Below are 18,478 nucleotides of genomic sequence, written 5' to 3' on the forward strand. Positions count from 1 at the left end.
TTCCCTTCACTTCTACATAAAAAATAGTAGCACAAACCATGGCCTTGGTTTGTGCTACTAATGTTAGTATGTTTCCGGGGGGCTTGCCCTCAGCCTCCTCGGATGTGCTCCCAACGCTTCGCTTTTGGTCGCAAAAGCCGTTCTTCGTAACGGCTCCTGCGGGGTCTTCACGCTGCGCTGATCCCCCAGGAGTCGCCGCCCTGCACTCCAATCAACTGGAGATCCCTTGGGACAGGGGCATCAATTCAGCCTTCATAGCCAGCGCTCTCCACGTCCAACTTGCCAGCTTCTTCAAATTTATGGCAGCAAAAGTTAGCATCGCCTGCATGGACAATTTTTTAAGACCCTTTAGGGTTGTCCATAGCATGCCATGTTCGTTTCAATCTCTTTGATGGTTTGGCGCATGGATCGTATGCCGAAGGTATATTGGATAAAAGTCATCTTGATAAGTACCACTGGATCGATACTAGGTCTTCCTATTGTCGAATAAAGGTTTTCAACCAATGGATAGATAAAGGAAAAATCAATTGCCGCATCTAACTTACGAACAAGATGGTCTTGTGGAACCAACTGTTCAATGGTCAACATTTCTAATTGTCCGCGTTCATTGATTTGATTTTTCGTCATCATATCTATCACCTCATTCATTTTATAGAACGCTCCGTTGATTGGAGCGAAGAACGGCGCCTCCTGCGGGAACAGCACGAGCTGAAGACCCTGGACTGAGCGCAGCGAGGGAAGCGGCTGAAGCCGTGCCCGCGGAAAGCGTCCGTTCGTAGCGGAAATCAACTCTTCTAGTCTTACTTCTATATTAAAAGAAAAAAGACTGTGGGCAAACACCAAAAATTCCTGGTGTTTGTCTACAGTCTTTTTTAAGGCAAGTGGCAATGGGCAGGAATTTCCTCAGCCTGATTGAAAACGCTTGCCAGCCTAGGCGCGAAGTCGAGCGAAGACGCGAATAGAACTAAAGTTCATGAGCGGACGAGCGAGACGAGCAACAACGGATGCGAGCGTTTGTCAACAGGCTGAAACGCTCACATTGAGCGTTTTTTTACTAGCTTTATCTCACCCCGTAAGTCTAATAAGCTTCCTTACTTCTCAAATCCGATATGAATAGAATCGGCAATATGCTTGTATCCGATTTCCTTATAAATTTTATTCGATGTCGGATTCATCATATCTGTATAGAGCACGCAGAATTCATATTCCTTTAAAAGTTCCTTCGAACCTTGTGCAACCATCGTTCGGGCATACCCCTTCTTCCTCTCCTCCTTCGGTGTAAAGACAAGAGAGACAGTGACACTGTTTGTAGTTGGTCTTGATTTCTTCATCATTGAGACAACTTTCCCTTCGTCTTCCCAAAGGAAAACTTCTCGAGCCTCTAAAAATGCAGACACCTTTTCTCGAATGATATCCGGTGATGTTCTGTCCAAATTCGTATCTTCCTCAAACAACGCAAACCATTTTTCAATGAGCGGAGCATCTGCATCTGTAGCGTATTTCCAGCTTCCGGGACTCATTTCGAGAGTCTCTTCAACTTCATCCAACCGATACAGCCCTTGGTCCATGAGCAGTTTTTGCGTCTCCCCTGTTTCATTCTCCCACGCATTTGCAAAAGATTTCGCCCATTGCTTCAAACTGATGACAGATGGAACAGCAATCGAATTTCCACGCAATTCCCGTACGATCAAATCAATCACTTCATCCTTCCTGCTCTCACCCACTAAAACAAGATTCAATGGATGCGGAGGTGTCATCTGCATTAGCGCAAGTACATCTTCCCCTTCCATCACGGCAGCCATGTACGGATCTGCATACTTCCCCGCCTTTATCGCTTGTAGTACGCCGAAGAAAAGGCTGAACACATCCTCATTTTTTGCTATGATTGGTTCCGCCACTTCCGCAAATTGCATGGAATCCTCGTATTGAACAATCTTCATCCAAATCTCCCCATTTCTTTTTGAGCATTATATATGTAAAAAATCGAATTGTCACGATACTTTTTTTGAGAAATTAAAAAGGACATGCATGCAAACGCTGCTTGTCCTCGTTTTATGTAGTCTATTACTCAAATTACCAGAGCATTGGTTTTTGCACCATGAGCCAAAGCATGATGAGCATCAATCCGATGTAGACCCAAGACGTCTTCGTCAAGACAGTCAGGATTTCCCCTTTATTGCTGTCAGGAAGATGGTATCTTTTCAGCACCTTTGTAAATCCACTTGAAAGGAATACACCAGAAATGAGCAAGATGGCAAGTGTTGCAATCACCCAAGAAGTGAACCAAGGCCATGGACCCATCAGCAACAGTAATGCACCTGATACGACGAGTACATGACCGGCATGCATGACTAACCTAATAATAACTTTGATGATCGTCAAGTATGCATTCTCAGTTGGTAGATCGACGTTCCGCAGCCTTTTGATCGTCGGCATCAATAAAAATAATGGACCGATGGCAAGGACTGCGGAGACGACGTGGACAAATACCATTGTCCCATACATGAACTTCATGACATCTTACTTAGCGACTGGGCTGAATTCGTGTACCCATACGCTCATTGTCGGAATCCACGGCATTTTCGGATGTAAGGCAAGTATAGATTGCTTATACTCTTCCAAATTTGCGAATCCTTCTTGTTTAGCATGCTCATCCGTCATTTCACCAAGTGTTTGCTTATATAGCTTATCAACTTTGAACTCTTTTCCGTCCAACACCATGATTTCATCCGGATACGCGTAGACACCATTTCTTCTCGTTGCTGTTTTTTCGCCGTTCAATACTTTTTCGACATCTGCAGGGATTGTAACAAGTCGTTCAACTGAGCATGTTTTTTCCGGTAATTCATTCATACTACATCGCTCCTCTTCTGTATCTACCTCTATCATATCGATTCTCAATCGGTAAATCCATAAGTAACAATCGTAAACTTTGTGGTCCTAAATAAGAATTCACGATACAGTCACAAACAATACAGTTGGACGATCGGGAACTATCTTATTTCACTTCAAATGTAAATTCCTCATGCTCATGCAAGCCTTCACTATTTTTCACGTGAATTTTCGCTGTGTACGTACCTTTTTCTTCGAAAGAGTAATCCGCAATATATTCGCCTTTTTCTGTTTCCTCTGCATCAATCCAAAGATGCTTTTCTCCAAGGACGTCGCTTGAAATTTCATATCGGACATTCGCTTTTTCAAGGGGCTCTCCATCGATTTGCAAGTGAGTCATCAATTCCGTCTCTTCACCAGCAACTGCATTTTCTGGTTTCACAAAATGGAGTGCGAATCCTTCTGCATGCCCATGATCATGTCCGTGGCTATGCTCCTCATCTTCAGCTTGTGCTTCCGCTCCTGCACCAATTGTCACTTGCTTCACAGGCATCGTGTGCAAATTTCTCGCATCTACGTGTACTTGGATGTGGAATAGGCCATCATGGTCAAATGTTGTTTCCGCTGTATAAGTTCCATCCTTTTCATTAACAGAGTCGATCATGACCGAGTCATCTTTCTTTCCTTCTTCCCATACTTCATAGACGACTTTATCGGCATCATCCACTTTTTCGTCTCCGTATGTGACGAGTGCTTTCATATTAACAGTATCACCGACTTGCGCCTGTTCAGTCACTGTCAGCTCCACTTCCAACGGGAGCACTTCTACCGCCGATCCGTCAACCGCTTCTTTTCCGCAGGCAGCCAACATACTTAATCCGATGATCAGGCCAAACAGTTTGTATTTCTTTCTCATCAGTTAATACCTCCGTCGTTTCTACTTTTGCAAAACATATGTAACCTAGTATGATATTATCAAGTAATTACGAAGTAATTATGAAGCAGACCTATTCATAAGTATTTCACAACTGACAAGTATATTATAATTGATTATATGTGCGAAATGAGGATATTTTGATGAATCCATATACGATTTTAATAATAGATGATGAACAACAAATGAGAAATTTAGTACGCACTTTCCTTACCCCGGAAGGCTATATTGTTGAGGAAGCGACAGACGGCATGGATGCTTTGACAAAAGTGTACAAGCTGCAGCCTCACTTATGCATTGTCGATGTCATGATGCCGTATATGAATGGATTCGAGTTTGCGAAAGAATTGAAACGAACGACCAATATCCCAATCATCTTTTTATCCGCCAGAGGTGAAGAATGGGACAAGGTGGAAGGCTTAAAGATCGGTGGAGACGATTATATCGTCAAGCCGTTCATGCCTGGCGAACTCATTGCAAGGGTTGAATCGGTGTTAAGAAGATCGTATCAGCACCAAATTTTGTCACGAGTATTGACAGTCGGTCCGATCGTTATCGATCACCTTGCGCATAAGGTCACTTTAGATAACGAACCGGTTTCATTGACTGTGAAAGAGTTCGGCATCCTGGAGACACTTGCTAAAAAACCCGGCCGTGTTTATACGAGGGAACAGATCTTGAGCATCGTTTGGGGAGATCATCACCAAAGTACTGACCGGACGATCGATACGCATATTAAAACGTTGCGATTGAAATTAGGCGAAGCAGGCAACATGATTGAAACGGTATGGGGCATCGGATATAAGCTTGAGGTGAAATGATGAAAAAGCTCACATTGAGCAAAAAGATATTAATTATCCTTGTAGCTAGCCTTGCTTTCACGATTCTTTTTTCTTTTTTCTTCATTCACTTCCTCTATTCTCAGCTTTACCTATCAAGTATTGAGGAATCAATCGTTTATCAAGGTAAGCGGACTACATCCCATTACCATTATGGCGAGTTGGGCGATGAAATCATTGAAAAAATCCAATGGTATAATATCGTTTCCGAATACGAAGTGATTGTCGTCGACAATTTAGATGACTTTTCATCATATTTCCCTTATAAGATTAATTATGAAAATCTTATCGGCAATGAAGAACGGGCAAGGTTGAATAAAGGCGCCTATATTATGAAAAAGGGATATGTCGAGGAACTGGACCGTGAAATTCTTGGAGCGATTTTTCCAATAAAGGGCGAAACAGGGCTAATCGGTTTCATCTATATATATGTCCCTCTCGCAGCCATTCAAGACGTGTTTCGGGAGAGCATTCCTCTACTCGTTATCGTCGGTACATTGTTCTTTTTCATTTTATTTCTCGGTCTCAACCGTACATGGCAATCTCTGTTCAGACCATTGCAAGAGCTCCAACGTCTTTCGGTGGAAGTTTCGAAAGGAAACTATAGCAGCAGGATTGAAACTGACCGCGAAGATGAAATTGGACAATTGGCAAAAGCATTCAACTCAATGAGTCTTTCTTTGGAAGAGCAGGAAAAACGAAAAAAAGAATTTACGTCAAACCTTGTCCATGAATTGCGGACGCCTTTGACGTATATTGGCGGCTACACGCATGTGTTGAAGGAAAAAATTTATTCATCGCCTGAAGAAGCAGAAAGCTATTTGACGACGATTGAAAAAGAAACCGTTCGTTTGAATAAATTGATCAATGACCTCATTGAGTTGAATCATCTGCAGGAAGAGTTATACGTACTCGCTGAAGAGCCGATTGTCATTGCTCAAATCATTTTGGACACGCTTGATTTATTTAACATCCTCATCACTGAAAAAAGATTGGATCTGCAAGTCGATATTGAAGAAGACCTTATATTGGTTGGAGACCCAAAAAGAATCCAACAAGTCTTTTACAATATTATAGACAATGCAGTGAAATATTCATTCGATCGCGGAAAGCTCGGCATTCAGTTGAAAAGTGAAGGAGAAATTGTCTCTTTCAAAGTGACTAATGAAGGAATTGTTATTCCAAAAGAAGATATTAACAGGATCGGAGAACGTTTCTTCCGTACTGACAAAGCGAGGAACCGGACGACTGGAGGGTCGGGACTCGGTCTATCGATTGTGAAGGAGATCACCCGGCTTCATGGAGGCACTTTTTCGATTCATAGCGATACTGCCACGGGAACTACTGTTACTGTCCGTTTTGTGAATAAAATGGAAGATGGGGATGAACAATGAAAACAAGTAAAATGCTGTCCGTTCTTTTCATTGCAATACTTCTTTTGTCCGCTTGCAGCGAACCTAACAAATCGGGCAGAAAAGTTGCCTCTTTCTCATTTACCGATCAAAATGGGAAGCCATTCGGTACTGATCAACTTGCCGAAAAAGTGTGGATTGCGGATTTTATTTTCACGAATTGCAAAACTGTTTGTACCCCGATGACGCGTAAAATGTCCGACTTGCAAACAACATTCAAGGAAGAAGACGTTGAAGTGGAATTCGTCACGTTCACGGTCGATCCGGACAGCGATACTCCTCAAGTTTTGAAGGAGTATATCGGACAGTTCTCGGCAGACGAATCGAATTGGCATTTATTGACGGGCTATTCTCAGGAAGCGATTGAAAAGATCGCGTTGAATCAATTTCAAACAATTGTACAAAAGCCGGATGCGTCAGGCCAGTTCATCCACGGATCGAATTTTTATATTATTGATCAAAAAGGATATATTGTGAATGAATACAGTTATATGCAAGAGTCATTTGAGGAACAGATTCTCGATGAAGTGAAGCGCCTTGTCAAATGATACCGGATTGATTGGCGGCAAAGCGTAAAACTGGTAGCATAGATGCATATCATTCCCTTGGGAGGCATCTGCTTGAAAGAATCTATCTCTTCATTAAATTATTTCATCATCGAGCGTTCAATCGATTGGTTTGAGCAAAAGCACCGACAGATGGATCGAAAACTTTTCTTATACGAAGAATCGATTACTTCTTCTGACAATACTTTTTCGCTGGAGCATGTCCATGACGTCTCGTACCGTCCATTTTCGAATGGCACTGGACTTTTCTATCTCCATACGAACCGCGGAGTTTACACATTTGGTGTGAACGAAAATCCTAATGAATTCATCAAATCATATAAGCGTCTTAAAGGGGATCCCTTTGCTTATTAAAATATGAACTTCCCTTTGTTTTAATTTGTCCTATGTGAGGTATAGATAGAACAAATACAATTGGGAGGTAATTTTCTTATGGTAGTAAAAAAAATCGTCGAGAATGCAGTACAGGCTAAAAAAGAAATTGAGCAATTGGAGACGCAAGGATATACACATGATGATATTTATATCTTTGCTCATGATAAAAAAAGAACTGCAGACATTACAGATGCACTTGAAACAGAATCAGTCGGTATGAAGGAACAAGGATTCCTCGACAGTATGAAAAACATGTTCACATCCCGAGGAGATGAACTCCGCAGCAAGATGGAGGCTGCAGGATTGACGGCAGAGGACGCAGCTGATGCGGAGAAAGAGCTCGATCATGGAAAACTCGTATTGATTGCGAAGAAATAAACGTCGTTACAACATAATAGTAGCCTTGGCGGCTGTTTCCTTCCCTTTCAGGGAGGAGCAGCCGCTTTTTTCCGCATCTATACTCTACACTTCGCTCCCTTTTTCCGTTATGATATGTACTGAAAGCGGGTGCAATTCATTGGATAAAAAGTTATGGAAAATAGGTTTTTTTACAGGTCTGACTTCCTTCGTTCTTCTTATTTTAGGGATTCGAACGATTTTAGGGACGGAATTGGTCGTGAAGAATTACTTGACGTTCGGGGTATTCAGTTTAATTGTCGGTATTCTAGCATCGACCTTGCTCTTCTATAAATTGAAAATTGCCTTCAGGATTTTCATGGCTGCCCTCCTTTTAGGATTTGCTGAGTTTTTCAGGAGCTTCCTGATGGATAAAAGCGGGTTTGGCGATTTAATCGGCGTCCTTTCCCTATTCATCATTACGACGTTCGGATTTGGGCTTGGCATCATTGTGCAGTTCATCGTTATAGGAATCAGAAAATTAAAGGAATAGGATTTATCAAATGGCCGCCACATATATATGTATGGCGGCTTTTTATTGTAAACTTTTGTGAATTGATTGAATAGTAGAATTGCAAGGGATATAGTAAAGTGGGGAGAAAATTTTCAAAAGGGGATGTTTTTATTGAAAAGAAGAACTGCTGAACCTTATAAGATTAAAAGTGTGGAGACGCTTTCCATGCTCTCTTACGAGGAACGCAAACAGTCTCTCGAACGCGCCGGATACAATACGTTTTTAATTGACTCCGATGATGTGTACATCGATTTGCTGACGGACAGCGGAACGACGGCGATGAGTGATGCGCAATGGGGAGCGCTCATGACAGGCGATGAAGCGTATGCTGGGAGTAAAAGCTGGAAGCGATTGGAGCAAGCAGTCCGGGATGTTTACGGCTATCGATACGTTTTGCCGACGCATCAGGGTAGGGGCGCTGAGAATATCTTGTCGCAGCTGAAAATTAAAGAAGGTGACTACGTTCCAGGCAATATGTATTTTACGACGACGCGTGCGCACCAGGAGATGAACGGTGCTACGTTTGTCGACATCATCATCGACGAAGCGCATGATCCTTCCATCGACCTGCCTTTCAAAGGGAATGTTGATTTGGATAAACTGCGCAACTTGATTCAACAAGTCGGTGCTGACAAGATCCCTTACGTCTGTCTTGCGGTGACGGTAAATCTTGCGGGCGGCCAGCCTGTCAGTATGCAAAATATGAAAGAAGTATATGAGCTGTGCCAGTCACACAATATCGACGTCATGCTCGATGCGACACGCTGTGTTGAAAACGCTTACTTCATTAAAGAGCGTGAGCATGGGTACGCGGACCGCACTGTTGCGGATATATTAAAAGAAATGATGTCATATTCCGACGGTTGTACGATGAGCGGTAAAAAGGATTGCCTTGTAAATATTGGTGGATTTCTTGCGATGAATGATGAGGATCTGTATATCCGGTCGCGCGAGCTCGTTGTCGTCTATGAAGGGATGCCTTCCTACGGCGGAATGGCTGGCCGTGACATGGAAGCTATGGCGATCGGTATCCGAGAGGCAGTCGATGATCATTATATCGAGCATCGGATTGGCCAAGTGAGATATCTTGGACAACAACTAATAGATGCTGGCATTCCGGTCGTGCAACCGATTGGCGGCCATGCGGTATTTTTGGATGCACGCGCTTTCCTTCCTCATTTGAAACAGGAAGAATTCCCTGCACAAGCGCTTGCCGCTGCCCTTTATTTGGATTCCGGAGTTCGCAGCATGGAACGCGGCATTGTTTCAGCAGGACGGGATAGCAAGACGGGCGAGCACAATCGGCCGAACCTTGAGTTGGTAAGGCTAACGATTCCACGAAGAGTGTATACGAATAATCATATGGATGTTGTTGTCGATTCCATATTGGCGTTATATGAGAAAAGGGAAGCAATCTGCGGATTAAGCATGGTTTACGAGCCACCGACGCTCCGCTTCTTTAATGCACGTTTTGCTCCGTTAGCAGAAAATGGAGAGTTGATTAGTGAAGAGAATAAGAAAATTAATGTGTGAATGAAGCCTTTGATCAAAACAAAAACGCATGCCATTTTGAGCATGCGTTTTTTTGTATTTATTTCGCAACTTTTTCTTTCTTGATTTGCTTGCTTCGCAATTGTCCGCAGGCTGCATCGATGTCCGAACCTTGTTCCCAGCGGACTCCGCAATTGATGCCGCGTTTTTTCAATGTGTCGTGGAATGATTTGATTGCTTCAGGTTTGCTTCGTTGGTATTGTCCGTGCTCATCGACCGGGTTGTACGGGATGAGGTTGACGTACGACAAATGTCGTTTGTTATAAAGCAATTTTGCCAATTGCTCTGCTTCCGTTACGTGATCGTTCACGTCATCCAATAGGATGTATTCGAAAGTGATCCGGCGGTTTGTCGTTTCCAAATAATAATCGATTGCGTCCATAAGCTTTTCAATCGGGTACGCTTTGTTGATTTTCATAATACTCGTCCGTAAATCATTGTTCGGCGCATGAAGGGAAACAGCCAAATTGATTTGGATGTTTTCTTCTGCAAACTCGCGGATTTTCGGTGTCAAACCGCTCGTTGAAACAGTAATGTGTCGAGCACCAATCGATAAGCCTTTTTGGTCATTGATGACACGTAAGAAGTTCATCAAATTTACATAGTTATCGAACGGTTCACCGATTCCCATAACAACAATGTGACTGACACGTTCTCCATTGCCTACTTCGTCAAGATGCTGTTGCACTTTCATAATTTGCCCGACGATTTCCCCGGCATCCAAATCCCTGTTTTTACGCAATAAACCGCTTGCGCAGAAACTGCAGCCGATATTGCATCCGACTTGCGTCGTCACACATACCGAGAACCCATATGGAAACTTCATTAGAACGGTTTCAATCAAGTTCCCGTCTTGCATTTTGAAAAGGAATTTAATCGTTCCATCGTTTGAAACTTGCTTCACCGACTGTTCAAGCGTCTCTATTACAAAGTTCTCTTCCATTAATTGAACACATTCTTTATTTATATTCGACATATCTGCAAAGTTTGTGACACGCTTTTTGTAAAGCCAGTCCCATACTTGTGCAGCACGGAATTTCTTTTGACCATTTTCGACTAGCCAAGTTGTCAATTGATCCAACGTCAAGCCGTAAATTGATTTTTTCATGTCAATTCCTCACTTCTCAGATTTGCATTCAGTCATTATACCATAATAGTTACAAAAACAGAAGAAAAAAGCTGCATTTTACAATGTCAGCTTTTCTTATTATGATTCATTCGTTCTATTTTTATCCTGTTTTATTTTCATCACGAGAACAAATACATTCATTACCGCCAAGACCGTGAAGAAGATGGCGATACCCGTCTGTCCTTTTATGAAACGATCAATTGCAAAATAACCTAAGAAGATGATTAGTGCAATATCAATAAATTTTGGTGTCGTCAAACTGGAGGCTCCCCCTTCGTGCAAAACATTCCATTTGACTACAGTATAACAGTTCCCTATCCTGCATTGCCATCCTATTATCAAACTAGGGTTAGAATCTCTTCTAGTTTCTTTAGCAGACAATTCATCTGTTCATCTGTTCCGATTGATATGCGCAAATAGTTATTGATGTCGGGCTGATTGAAATGGCGCACGAGAATCCCTTCTTTTTTTAACTGTACATATAACTCTGACGCTGCCCTTTCCGTGTGGGAGGCAAAAATGAAATTTGCCTGTGACGGGAGAACATGGAATCCCATTTTCTTCAATGCTGCTGTAAAACGATTCCGCGTCTCCTTGATTTGCTTAATAGTTGAATCGAAATACTCCTGATCTTTAAATGCTGCCGTCGCCCCGGAGATTGCAAGCCTGTCGACCGTATACGAGTTGATGGAATCCTTGATACGCACGAGCGCCTGAATTAGATCGGGATGGCCGATCGCATAGCCGACGCGCATGCCTGCAAGCGACCGGGATTTTGATGTCGTCTGGATGATGAGCAGATTGTCATATGACTTCACTAGCTCCACAGCAGATGCGGTTGCGAAATCGATATACGCCTCATCGATGATGACGACCGATTCAGGGTTATTCACTACAATTGATTCAATTGTTGAAAGTTCCATATAAAGACTTGTCGGTGCATTCGGATTTGGAAGGATGACACCGCCTTCCGAGTTGAAGAAAGATTCTGCAGGGATCGTGAAGTCTTCATTTACACGAATGGGCTCATATGGAATGTTGAACAGTTTGGCGTATACAGGATAGAAGCTATACGTGATGTTCGGAAAGCGGATCGGATTGTCTGGATGGAAGAAAGCCATGAATGAAAAAGCGAGCACTTCATCCGACCCGTTCCCAATAAACACTTCGTCCTTCGAAACTCCGTAAGTTTCTGCAATGGCAAGGCGTAAGCTGTCTGCTGTCGGAGATGGGTATAATCGTAGTTGACCTTCCAATTGCTCCAATATCGCTTCTTTAACAAGCGGGCTTGGTGGATAAGGGTTTTCATTTGTATTCAACTTAATGATATCTGGCTCATTCAATTGTTCACCCGGTACATATGGCTCGGCCCGTTTCGCGATTTCACTCCAAAACTTATTCATCTTGGGACCTCTTGTTTAAATGTGGCCTTCTGTTTTTTAAAGTCGACTTCACATCATCGATTGAAACGTCCAATAGCTCCATGAGAACAAGTGTGTGATACGTCAAATCAGCAAGTTCGTTCGTCAATTCGTCCTTGTCCTGATTTTTGGCGCCGATGACGACTTCCGTCGATTCTTCCCCAATCTTTTTCAACACTTTGTCTACCCCTTCTCGGAATAGATACGAAGTGTAAGAGCCTTCAATCGGGTGTACCCGGCGTTCCTTGATTTCGTCTACGATTTCATGAACGACTGTACGCACTGAACGATCTTCTTCAAATCCATTTGTATAGAAGCAGGTCGTTTCACCCGTATGGCAAGCGGGTCCTACCGGCTCCACATGCAAGAGGATTGCATCTTGATCGCAGTCGACTGATAGACGTTTAACGATTTGGCGATTGCCGGAAGTTGCTCCTTTATTCCAAAGTTCCTGCCTGGAACGGCTGTAAAACCAAGTCTCTTTCGTTTCAAGCGTCTTTTGAATGGATTTCCGGTTCATGTATGCGAGCATGAGCACTTCACCTGTCGTCTCATTCTGAACGATAGCAGGAATCAAACCGTTTTCATCAAATCTAAGTTCATCGATATTCATTATGATTCATTCCTAACAACTTGTTTTTGTTCTTCCAAATACGTCTTCAATTCCCCTATATTAATTTCTTCGAAGTGGAATACGGAAGCTGCAAGGGCTGCGCCCGCTTTCCCTTCCGTCAATACTTCTGCAAAATCTTCCAGTTTGCCCGCCCCACCGCTTGCAACGATCGGTATAGTAACGGCATCAGCTAACACTCTATAAAGTTCAATATCATAACCTTCTTTTACGCCATCTCCGTCGATGCTATTGACGACGAGTTCACCTGCGCCCAATTGCTCGCCTTTTATCGCCCATTCAATTGCATCGATTTCCGTTTCTTCCATGCCACCCTTTGCAAAGACGGACCATTTTCGAGGACCGGTCTTCTTTACATCCATCGAAAGCATAACTCGTTCGGAACCGAATTTACTAGCTGCTTCTCGAATCAACTCAGGGTTCACCAATGCAGCACTATTAATAGAAACTTTATCCCCGCCGATGCTGAGGATTTTTTCAATATCTTCGATTGTCCGAATTCCACCACCGACGATGAATGGAATCGGGACTTCTTTTGCAATTTCTTCGATCAAATCAAGGAACATTCCCCGGTTTTTCGTAGAGGCAGATATATCATAAAAAACGAGCTCATCCGCACCATCCGCGACATATTTTTTTGCGAGTTCAAGCGGATCTGCCACCTCTTGAACATCTAAGAATTTTTTCCCTTTCACGACTTTCCGGTTATCAACGTCCATGCATGGTATAATTCGTTTTTTCATTTTCCCACCGCCTCCAATGCTGTTTCTAAGGATAGATTTCCTTCATACAATGCTTTTCCAATAATAGCGCCATACAGATCCATCATATTTAATTTCACGATGTCACGATTGGTTGATACACCACCGGATGCAATGATGTTTATGTCGGATGCTTTGTTCACCACATATAACTCGTCGAAATTCGGACCTTGCAGCATGCCGTCTTTCATAATGTCGGTATAAACGACCGTTTTGACGCCAATTTCCTCAAGCCATCGCAGCAACTTGACCGCTTTAACATCAGTCGTTTCCGTCCATCCGTCTGTTGCGACAAATCCATTTCGCGCATCAATTGACACTGCGATTTTATCGTCATATTTAGTAACCGCTTCTACGACAAACCCAGGATTCTGAATGGCTGCCGTCCCGATAATAACCCTGCTGACGCCGTTTGCAATATGTGAATCGATCGTTTCCATCGTCCGTATCCCTCCGCCGACTTGTACAGGGATTTTAACAGCATTCGCTATTTGCGCGATCGCTTCCTTATTCAACGAATCACCGGTCTTTGCGCCATCCAAATCGACGACGTGTATGTACTCGGCCCCTTGCCTTTCCCAATCTTTCGCCACTTCCGAAGGCATTTCATGATAAACGGTTTCTTGTGCGTAATCGCCTTGTATGAGACGAACGCATTTGCCCCCTCTAATATCAATTGCCGGAAATAAAATCATTGACGACCCCCCCTTATAAAATGCCTTTTGTCGATGGAATCCCTTCTATTTCAGGATTTATGGAACTCGCAATACGCAAAGCCCTTCCAAAACTTTTAAAAACCGATTCGATAATATGATGGCTGTTCTTTCCATATTGCAAATTGATATGCAATGTTACATCGGCATGTCTCGTGAACGCGAGGAAAAATTCCTCTACCAATTCAGTATCGAATTCCCCTACTTTATCTTTCAGTCCGTCTACGTTATAAACGAGAAAAGAGCGCCCGCTTATGTCGAGTGATACAGTTGAAAGTGCCTCATCCATCGGAGTCGACACCATCGAATACCGTTCGATACCTTCCTTTTTTCCGATGCACCGGTTGAACGCCTGCCCAAGTACAATGCCTATATCTTCGACTGTATGATGCTGATCGACGGCGAGATCACCATTACATTCGACTATCAAGTCAAATCTGCCATGTTTCGCGAATAATGTCAGCATATGGTCTAGAAAGCCGACACCTGTCCGTATATCCGTATTACCTGTTCCATCGATCGCAAACTCAAGATCAATTACCGTTTCCGCAGTGTTCCTTGAGATTTCGCAGCTTCTCATTCCGCTTCCCCCTTCCGCAGTCGGATCGATTCGGCGTGTCCCGTCAATTGCTCCGCTTCCGCCATAACGATGATGTCATCCGCCACTGCCTTGAACGCTTCCTCTGTGTATTGAATTATGCTCGATTTTTTAAGAAAGTCATAAACGCCTAACGGTGACGAGAATGCGGCAGTTCCGCTAGTCGGCAATGTATGATTCGGTCCCGCTATATAATCACCCAATGCTTCCGGTGAAAACGATCCTAGAAAAATAGCACCCGCATTTCGGATATACGGCAGTTGTTCCATCGGATTTTCCACCATGATCTGCAAATGCTCCGGTGCAATTTCATTCACGACGCCAATCGCTTCCTCCAGCGAATCAACAATGATGATTCTGCCAAAATCGTTTATGGACCGACTTGCAATGTCCACCCGTTCTAATTTAGACAACTGGATTTCGACTTCTGCCACAAGCTTGCCTGCAAACTGTTCGCTAGTCGTCACACAAATGGCGGCTGCCCTTTCGTCATGCTCCGCTTGAGACAGCAGATCTGCCGCCACAAACACAGGGTTTGCCGTTTCATCCGCCAAAACACAAATCTCACTCGGACCTGCGATCATATCGATTGCAACGTCACCGAATACCCATTTCTTCGCCCTAGCTACATAAGCGTTGCCGGGACCAGTTATTTTCATTACTTGCCCGATCGATTCCGTCCCATAGGCCAATGCGGCTATTGCCTGCGCGCCGCCCACTTTATAGACAATATCGACACCGCACTCTTTCGCCGCTACAAGCACATATGGATTCACTTTCCCGTCTGGCTGCGGCGGAGTCGTGATAGCAATTTGATCGACCCCTGCGATTGTTGCAGGAATAGCATTCATGAGAACAGTTGACGGATAGGATGCCTTCCCACCAGGCACGTAGATGCCAACCTTTTCAATCGGGGACACTTGCTGACCGAGTAAAATTCCTTTTTCTTGTCGGATGAACCATGAACGTTCCCGTTGTTCTTCATGAAAGTCAGTGATTCTTTGTTTCGCTTTCATTAGAGAAGCAATGAAACTTTGGGAGACGAGCGTGTATGCTTCATCGAATTCGTCATCCGTAACAATTAGGCTTTCTAGTTTTACACCGTCAAACCGCTCCGTGTACGTATGTATTGCCGCGTCTCCATACAAGCGGACGTCATTTATGATTGCGAGCGCTTTCCTATCCAATTCCAAATCAGTTGATTGTTTGTTCCGCTTTTTAATTTCCACCGTATAGTCGGCCGCGGTGACAATTTTCATGAATACACCTCCAAACCTTTCTTTACACCAGCTATGAATTGTTGTATCCGCTCTGTCTTCATCGCATAGCTTGCTTTATTCACAATCAATCTTGCGCTCACTTCTCGAATCGTCTCTAGAACAACTAATCCATTTTCTTTCAACGTTGCCCCAGTTTCGACAATATCGACGATGCAATCTGCTAAACCTAAAAGCGGCGCTAATTCTACCGATCCATTCAACTTGATGATTTCGGTACGGAGGCCTTTTTGTTCGAAATGCATTTTTGCCAGATTCGGATATTTCGATGCTACAGTGAGCTTCGGTTTATCTATCATTTTTTCGCCTGGAAAGCCCGCAACCGCTAGTTTGCATTTTCCGATTCCTAGATCCAATAGTTCATATACATCTTTCGGGTCTTCCAGTACGACATCTTTACCAATGACCCCGATATCCGCCGCTCCGAGCTCAACATACGTCGGAACATCGACTGCTTTGACGAAGATCAGCTTGATGCTCCGTCCGTTGTCTGTGAAGATGAGTTTCCTGCTTTTTTCATCAAAGTCCGAAAATAGGACTCCCGAATTTTCCAATAAGGAAAGCGCCTCGTTTGCGATCCTCCCTTTTGCCATTGCAATTGTTATCGTATCCATCTTTCATTCCCTCCTATCCGTTCAACAATTTTTGATTATCGGAAGCCTTTAACAATGATTCGATTTCACAAGCGAAGCCAATCGCCGGCAAATCAGCTCCAAATTCATGGCCTAAACGATCATATCTTCCGCCCATTAGCACCGGCTTGCCAAAATGCCCTACATACCCTTGGAATAGGATGCCTGAGTAATAGTCCATTCGATTGATCAACCCGAAATCTATGACGATTTGCTCTTCAAAGCCTTGTGCACATAACCTCCTACAAACCTCCCCAACATATGAAAGTGTTTCTTCCATTCGAAGAGTTGTAGATATTTCCTTTGCACGACGCAAGACATCTTCCGGCTTTCCGTAGAGGTGTGGAATTTGCATGATGGCATATTTCATTTCTGGATCTGCATCTACATTTTTCAGTAACGGTTCAATTTCAACACTGTTCTTCGCTTGAATCAATGCCTTCAACTGATCTAGCTGCAATTCGGTCAACGGTAGCTTTGCAATCATTTCTTGAAAAAAAGCGGTATGACCAATTTCAATTTTGATATCTTGGAACTTCAAATCCTTCATCGTTTGTAAGGCCAAAACAATCGTTTCTGCATCAACTTCTGGTGACCCTTCGCAAAAATATTCAATACCCGATTGTGTCCTTTCAATTTTTTCAGTCGGATCGGATGACCGCCGAAACACTTCCTGTATATAATAAAAGCGTCGTTCACTTGTCAGTTTGGTTTCAGAATGAGACAATTCCTGTGTAATCGGAATCGTCACATCCGGTCTGAGGACAAGTACATCCCCAGCAGGATCGACTATTTTCACCATCTCTTTCCTGTTCACCGAGCTCGTCACTTTGGAATAAAGGTCGTATCTTTCAAATGCCGGTGTCCTGACTCGATGGAACCCGTGAGTGGAAAAACGTTTGCTTAATACGCTCGTGACTTGATCAAACTTTTCATCTTCAGTCAAATTCGGAATCATTTGCCAACCACCTTTTTACATTCACTTTATCACTTTACCTCGTTAAAGTTATAACGTACTATAAAACTATATTTCTTATTTGTCAACAGATAGGGGGAATTTTTTAAATGTTTGATTACCATATGCATAGTTCATTTTCAGGAGATTGTAATGTAGACATGGAAGAAATGGTGAAGGGAGCAATTTCAAAAGGCCTTGTAGAAATTTGCTTCACGGAACATATTGATTATGATTATCCCGATGATTCAATTGAATTTGATTTCGACAAAAAGAAATACAGTAAGCGGATCGATGAATTGCGGGGGCTGTATGACGGGCATATTCGCATTAAGAAAGGTGTCGAAATTGGTGTGCAGCCGCATTTATTGGGACGTTATGACGAAATGCTGAATGAGGAATCATTTGATTTCATTATTTGCTCGATGCATACGGTTGCGCGAAAAGGGTTGCATTATGGAGATCTCTTTAAGGGGATTACGGTAGAGGAAGCGTCTTTGAAGTATTACACTGAATTGTTGCATTGCGTGAAAAACTATACGAACTATTCCATTTTAGGACATGTTGATTTGATTAAACGGTATGCCCCTAAGGTAGTCGAAAATGACTTCCATGATGTGTTGCGTGAAATCTTTAACGTAATTATTCCTGCAGGTAAAGGGATTGAGTTGAATACATCCGGAGTGCGATATGGATTGCCGAACGGATTGCCGAGTGATGATGTTTTGAGGCTTTATAAGGAATGTGGCGGAGAGATCATCACAATTGGATCGGATGCACATAAGCCGGAAGATATCGCTTTCGACTTCAAGGAGTCACTCGAGCTGTTGCGGTCGATCGGTTTCCGATATATTTCAACGTTTGATGGATTAAAGCCGAGTTTCCATTCGATTGAAAAACTTTGAGCGAGAGGTAGAAGTCTTGAGCGCGGATTCCTTTTCT

Annotated in this window: 22 protein-coding genes and 1 pseudogene; 8 read left to right on the plus strand and 15 right to left on the minus strand. The window is 43.2% G+C overall.

Annotated elements, in window-relative coordinates; translation table 11 throughout:
• Window positions 1-366 precede the first annotated feature (366 nt).
• The 5 genes and pseudogenes from ACR65H_RS08115 to ACR65H_RS08135 all read right to left on the minus strand — a co-directional run.
• Window positions 367-630 (minus strand): annotated as a pseudogene (locus ACR65H_RS08115) (transposase); the annotation flags it as partial.
• A 461-nt stretch (window positions 631-1,091) separates the two neighbouring features.
• A complete protein-coding gene (locus ACR65H_RS08120; protein ID WP_440499667.1) occupies window positions 1,092-1,940 on the minus strand; it encodes a GNAT family N-acetyltransferase in 849 nt (282 codons plus the stop codon).
• Between the two features lie 133 nt (window positions 1,941-2,073).
• On the minus strand, window positions 2,074-2,514 hold the full coding sequence (locus tag ACR65H_RS08125) for a hypothetical protein (protein WP_440499668.1): 441 nt from the start codon (window positions 2,512-2,514) through the stop codon (window positions 2,074-2,076).
• Window positions 2,515-2,520: 6 nt separating this feature from the next.
• Entirely contained in the window at window positions 2,521-2,853 is a 333-nt protein-coding gene (locus ACR65H_RS08130; protein WP_440499669.1) for an ASCH domain-containing protein, read from the minus strand.
• Between the two features lie 145 nt (window positions 2,854-2,998).
• Window positions 2,999-3,748: a FixH family protein gene (locus ACR65H_RS08135; RefSeq protein ID WP_440499670.1), complete on the minus strand. Its 750-nt coding sequence runs from the start codon at window positions 3,746-3,748 to the stop codon at window positions 2,999-3,001.
• Between the two features lie 161 nt (window positions 3,749-3,909).
• Here ACR65H_RS08135 and ACR65H_RS08140 point away from each other — a divergent pair, with 161 nt between their 5' ends.
• The 7 genes from ACR65H_RS08140 (at window position 3,910) to ACR65H_RS08170 (ending at window position 9,401) form a co-directional block, all read left to right on the plus strand.
• Complete coding sequence (locus tag ACR65H_RS08140) at window positions 3,910-4,587, plus strand: response regulator transcription factor (RefSeq protein WP_440499671.1); 678 nt, start codon at window positions 3,910-3,912, stop codon at window positions 4,585-4,587.
• Window positions 4,587-5,999, plus strand: a complete 1,413-nt coding sequence (locus ACR65H_RS08145) for a sensor histidine kinase (protein ID WP_440499672.1) — start codon at window positions 4,587-4,589, stop codon at window positions 5,997-5,999. Before ACR65H_RS08140 ends, ACR65H_RS08145 begins: the two co-directional genes overlap by 1 nt.
• Entirely contained in the window at window positions 5,996-6,565 is a 570-nt protein-coding gene (locus ACR65H_RS08150; RefSeq protein ID WP_440499673.1) for an SCO family protein, read from the plus strand. The genes ACR65H_RS08145 and ACR65H_RS08150 overlap by 4 nt, the downstream gene beginning before the upstream one ends.
• A 72-nt stretch (window positions 6,566-6,637) precedes the next feature.
• Window positions 6,638-6,937 carry a hypothetical protein gene (locus tag ACR65H_RS08155; RefSeq protein ID WP_440499674.1) on the plus strand — a complete coding sequence of 100 codons (300 nt, stop codon included), beginning with the start codon at window positions 6,638-6,640 and terminating at the stop codon, window positions 6,935-6,937.
• A 78-nt stretch (window positions 6,938-7,015) separates the two neighbouring features.
• Window positions 7,016-7,336 (plus strand): YflT domain-containing protein, encoded by a 321-nt coding sequence (locus ACR65H_RS08160; RefSeq protein ID WP_440499675.1) that lies wholly within the window; start codon window positions 7,016-7,018, stop codon window positions 7,334-7,336.
• A gap of 139 nt (window positions 7,337-7,475) precedes the next feature.
• On the plus strand, window positions 7,476-7,847 hold the full coding sequence (locus ACR65H_RS08165) for a hypothetical protein (protein ID WP_440499676.1): 372 nt from the start codon (window positions 7,476-7,478) through the stop codon (window positions 7,845-7,847).
• 132 nt (window positions 7,848-7,979) lie between these two features.
• Window positions 7,980-9,401 carry a tyrosine phenol-lyase gene (locus ACR65H_RS08170; RefSeq protein ID WP_440499677.1) on the plus strand — a complete coding sequence of 474 codons (1,422 nt, stop codon included), beginning with the start codon at window positions 7,980-7,982 and terminating at the stop codon, window positions 9,399-9,401.
• A gap of 58 nt (window positions 9,402-9,459) precedes the next feature.
• Here ACR65H_RS08170 and rlmN read toward each other — a convergent pair whose 3' ends face one another.
• The 10 genes from rlmN to ACR65H_RS08220 all read right to left on the minus strand — a co-directional run bounded on the left by rlmN (window position 9,460) and on the right by ACR65H_RS08220 (window position 17,539).
• Entirely contained in the window at window positions 9,460-10,527 is a 1,068-nt protein-coding gene (gene rlmN / locus ACR65H_RS08175; RefSeq protein WP_440499678.1) for a dual-specificity RNA methyltransferase RlmN, read from the minus strand.
• A gap of 99 nt (window positions 10,528-10,626) precedes the next feature.
• Window positions 10,627-10,806: a hypothetical protein gene (locus tag ACR65H_RS08180; protein WP_440499679.1), complete on the minus strand. Its 180-nt coding sequence runs from the start codon at window positions 10,804-10,806 to the stop codon at window positions 10,627-10,629.
• Window positions 10,807-10,886: 80 nt separating this feature from the next.
• Window positions 10,887-11,951, minus strand: a complete 1,065-nt coding sequence (gene hisC, locus ACR65H_RS08185; protein WP_440499680.1) for a histidinol-phosphate transaminase — start codon at window positions 11,949-11,951, stop codon at window positions 10,887-10,889.
• Window positions 11,944-12,582: a bifunctional phosphoribosyl-AMP cyclohydrolase/phosphoribosyl-ATP diphosphatase HisIE gene (hisIE, locus tag ACR65H_RS08190; protein WP_440499681.1), complete on the minus strand. Its 639-nt coding sequence runs from the start codon at window positions 12,580-12,582 to the stop codon at window positions 11,944-11,946. The genes hisC and hisIE overlap by 8 nt, the downstream gene beginning before the upstream one ends.
• Window positions 12,582-13,343, minus strand: coding sequence for an imidazole glycerol phosphate synthase subunit HisF (hisF, locus tag ACR65H_RS08195; protein WP_440499682.1), 762 nt, complete (start codon window positions 13,341-13,343; stop codon window positions 12,582-12,584). The genes hisIE and hisF overlap by 1 nt, the downstream gene beginning before the upstream one ends.
• Window positions 13,340-14,056: a 1-(5-phosphoribosyl)-5-[(5-phosphoribosylamino)methylideneamino]imidazole-4-carboxamide isomerase gene (gene hisA, locus ACR65H_RS08200; protein ID WP_440499683.1), complete on the minus strand. Its 717-nt coding sequence runs from the start codon at window positions 14,054-14,056 to the stop codon at window positions 13,340-13,342. Before hisA ends, hisF begins: the two co-directional genes overlap by 4 nt.
• Window positions 14,057-14,069: 13 nt before the next feature.
• Window positions 14,070-14,654, minus strand: coding sequence for an imidazoleglycerol-phosphate dehydratase HisB (gene hisB, locus ACR65H_RS08205; protein WP_440499684.1), 585 nt, complete (start codon window positions 14,652-14,654; stop codon window positions 14,070-14,072).
• Window positions 14,651-15,931, minus strand: coding sequence for a histidinol dehydrogenase (hisD, locus tag ACR65H_RS08210; RefSeq protein WP_440499685.1), 1,281 nt, complete (start codon window positions 15,929-15,931; stop codon window positions 14,651-14,653). Before hisD ends, hisB begins: the two co-directional genes overlap by 4 nt.
• On the minus strand, window positions 15,928-16,563 hold the full coding sequence (hisG, locus tag ACR65H_RS08215; protein ID WP_440499686.1) for an ATP phosphoribosyltransferase: 636 nt from the start codon (window positions 16,561-16,563) through the stop codon (window positions 15,928-15,930). Before hisG ends, hisD begins: the two co-directional genes overlap by 4 nt.
• A gap of 13 nt (window positions 16,564-16,576) precedes the next feature.
• Entirely contained in the window at window positions 16,577-17,539 is a 963-nt protein-coding gene (locus ACR65H_RS08220; protein WP_440499687.1) for an ATP phosphoribosyltransferase regulatory subunit, read from the minus strand.
• A gap of 107 nt (window positions 17,540-17,646) precedes the next feature.
• Here ACR65H_RS08220 and ACR65H_RS08225 point away from each other — a divergent pair, with 107 nt between their 5' ends.
• Window positions 17,647-18,441 carry a histidinol-phosphatase HisJ family protein gene (locus ACR65H_RS08225; protein ID WP_440499688.1) on the plus strand — a complete coding sequence of 265 codons (795 nt, stop codon included), beginning with the start codon at window positions 17,647-17,649 and terminating at the stop codon, window positions 18,439-18,441.
• The last annotated feature ends 37 nt before the right edge of the window (window positions 18,442-18,478 follow it).

This window comes from Sporosarcina sp. SAFN-015, from assembly GCF_059415085.1.

Excerpts from the sequence above, each read along its gene's own strand:
- ACR65H_RS08145 (WP_440499672.1), top strand. The coding sequence starts at position 4,587 with ATGAAAAAGCTCACATTGAGCAAAAAGATATTAATTATCCTTGTAGCT.
- hisD (WP_440499685.1), bottom strand. The coding sequence starts at position 15,931 with ATGAAAATTGTCACCGCGGCCGACTATACGGTGGAAATTAAAAAGCGG.
- ACR65H_RS08150 (WP_440499673.1), top strand. The coding sequence starts at position 5,996 with ATGAAAACAAGTAAAATGCTGTCCGTTCTTTTCATTGCAATACTTCTT.
- ACR65H_RS08135 (WP_440499670.1), bottom strand. The coding sequence starts at position 3,748 with ATGAGAAAGAAATACAAACTGTTTGGCCTGATCATCGGATTAAGTATG.
- hisC (WP_440499680.1), bottom strand. The coding sequence starts at position 11,951 with ATGAATAAGTTTTGGAGTGAAATCGCGAAACGGGCCGAGCCATATGTA.
- hisF (WP_440499682.1), bottom strand. The coding sequence starts at position 13,343 with ATGAAAAAACGAATTATACCATGCATGGACGTTGATAACCGGAAAGTC.
- ACR65H_RS08120 (WP_440499667.1), bottom strand. The coding sequence starts at position 1,940 with ATGAAGATTGTTCAATACGAGGATTCCATGCAATTTGCGGAAGTGGCG.
- ACR65H_RS08220 (WP_440499687.1), bottom strand. The coding sequence starts at position 17,539 with ATGATTCCGAATTTGACTGAAGATGAAAAGTTTGATCAAGTCACGAGC.
- ACR65H_RS08130 (WP_440499669.1), bottom strand. The coding sequence starts at position 2,853 with ATGAATGAATTACCGGAAAAAACATGCTCAGTTGAACGACTTGTTACA.
- ACR65H_RS08140 (WP_440499671.1), top strand. The coding sequence starts at position 3,910 with ATGAATCCATATACGATTTTAATAATAGATGATGAACAACAAATGAGA.
- rlmN (WP_440499678.1), bottom strand. The coding sequence starts at position 10,527 with ATGAAAAAATCAATTTACGGCTTGACGTTGGATCAATTGACAACTTGG.
- ACR65H_RS08125 (WP_440499668.1), bottom strand. The coding sequence starts at position 2,514 with ATGAAGTTCATGTATGGGACAATGGTATTTGTCCACGTCGTCTCCGCA.
- hisA (WP_440499683.1), bottom strand. The coding sequence starts at position 14,056 with ATGATTTTATTTCCGGCAATTGATATTAGAGGGGGCAAATGCGTTCGT.
- ACR65H_RS08160 (WP_440499675.1), top strand. The coding sequence starts at position 7,016 with ATGGTAGTAAAAAAAATCGTCGAGAATGCAGTACAGGCTAAAAAAGAA.
- hisG (WP_440499686.1), bottom strand. The coding sequence starts at position 16,563 with ATGGATACGATAACAATTGCAATGGCAAAAGGGAGGATCGCAAACGAG.
- hisB (WP_440499684.1), bottom strand. The coding sequence starts at position 14,654 with ATGAGAAGCTGCGAAATCTCAAGGAACACTGCGGAAACGGTAATTGAT.
- hisIE (WP_440499681.1), bottom strand. The coding sequence starts at position 12,582 with ATGAATATCGATGAACTTAGATTTGATGAAAACGGTTTGATTCCTGCT.
- ACR65H_RS08225 (WP_440499688.1), top strand. The coding sequence starts at position 17,647 with ATGTTTGATTACCATATGCATAGTTCATTTTCAGGAGATTGTAATGTA.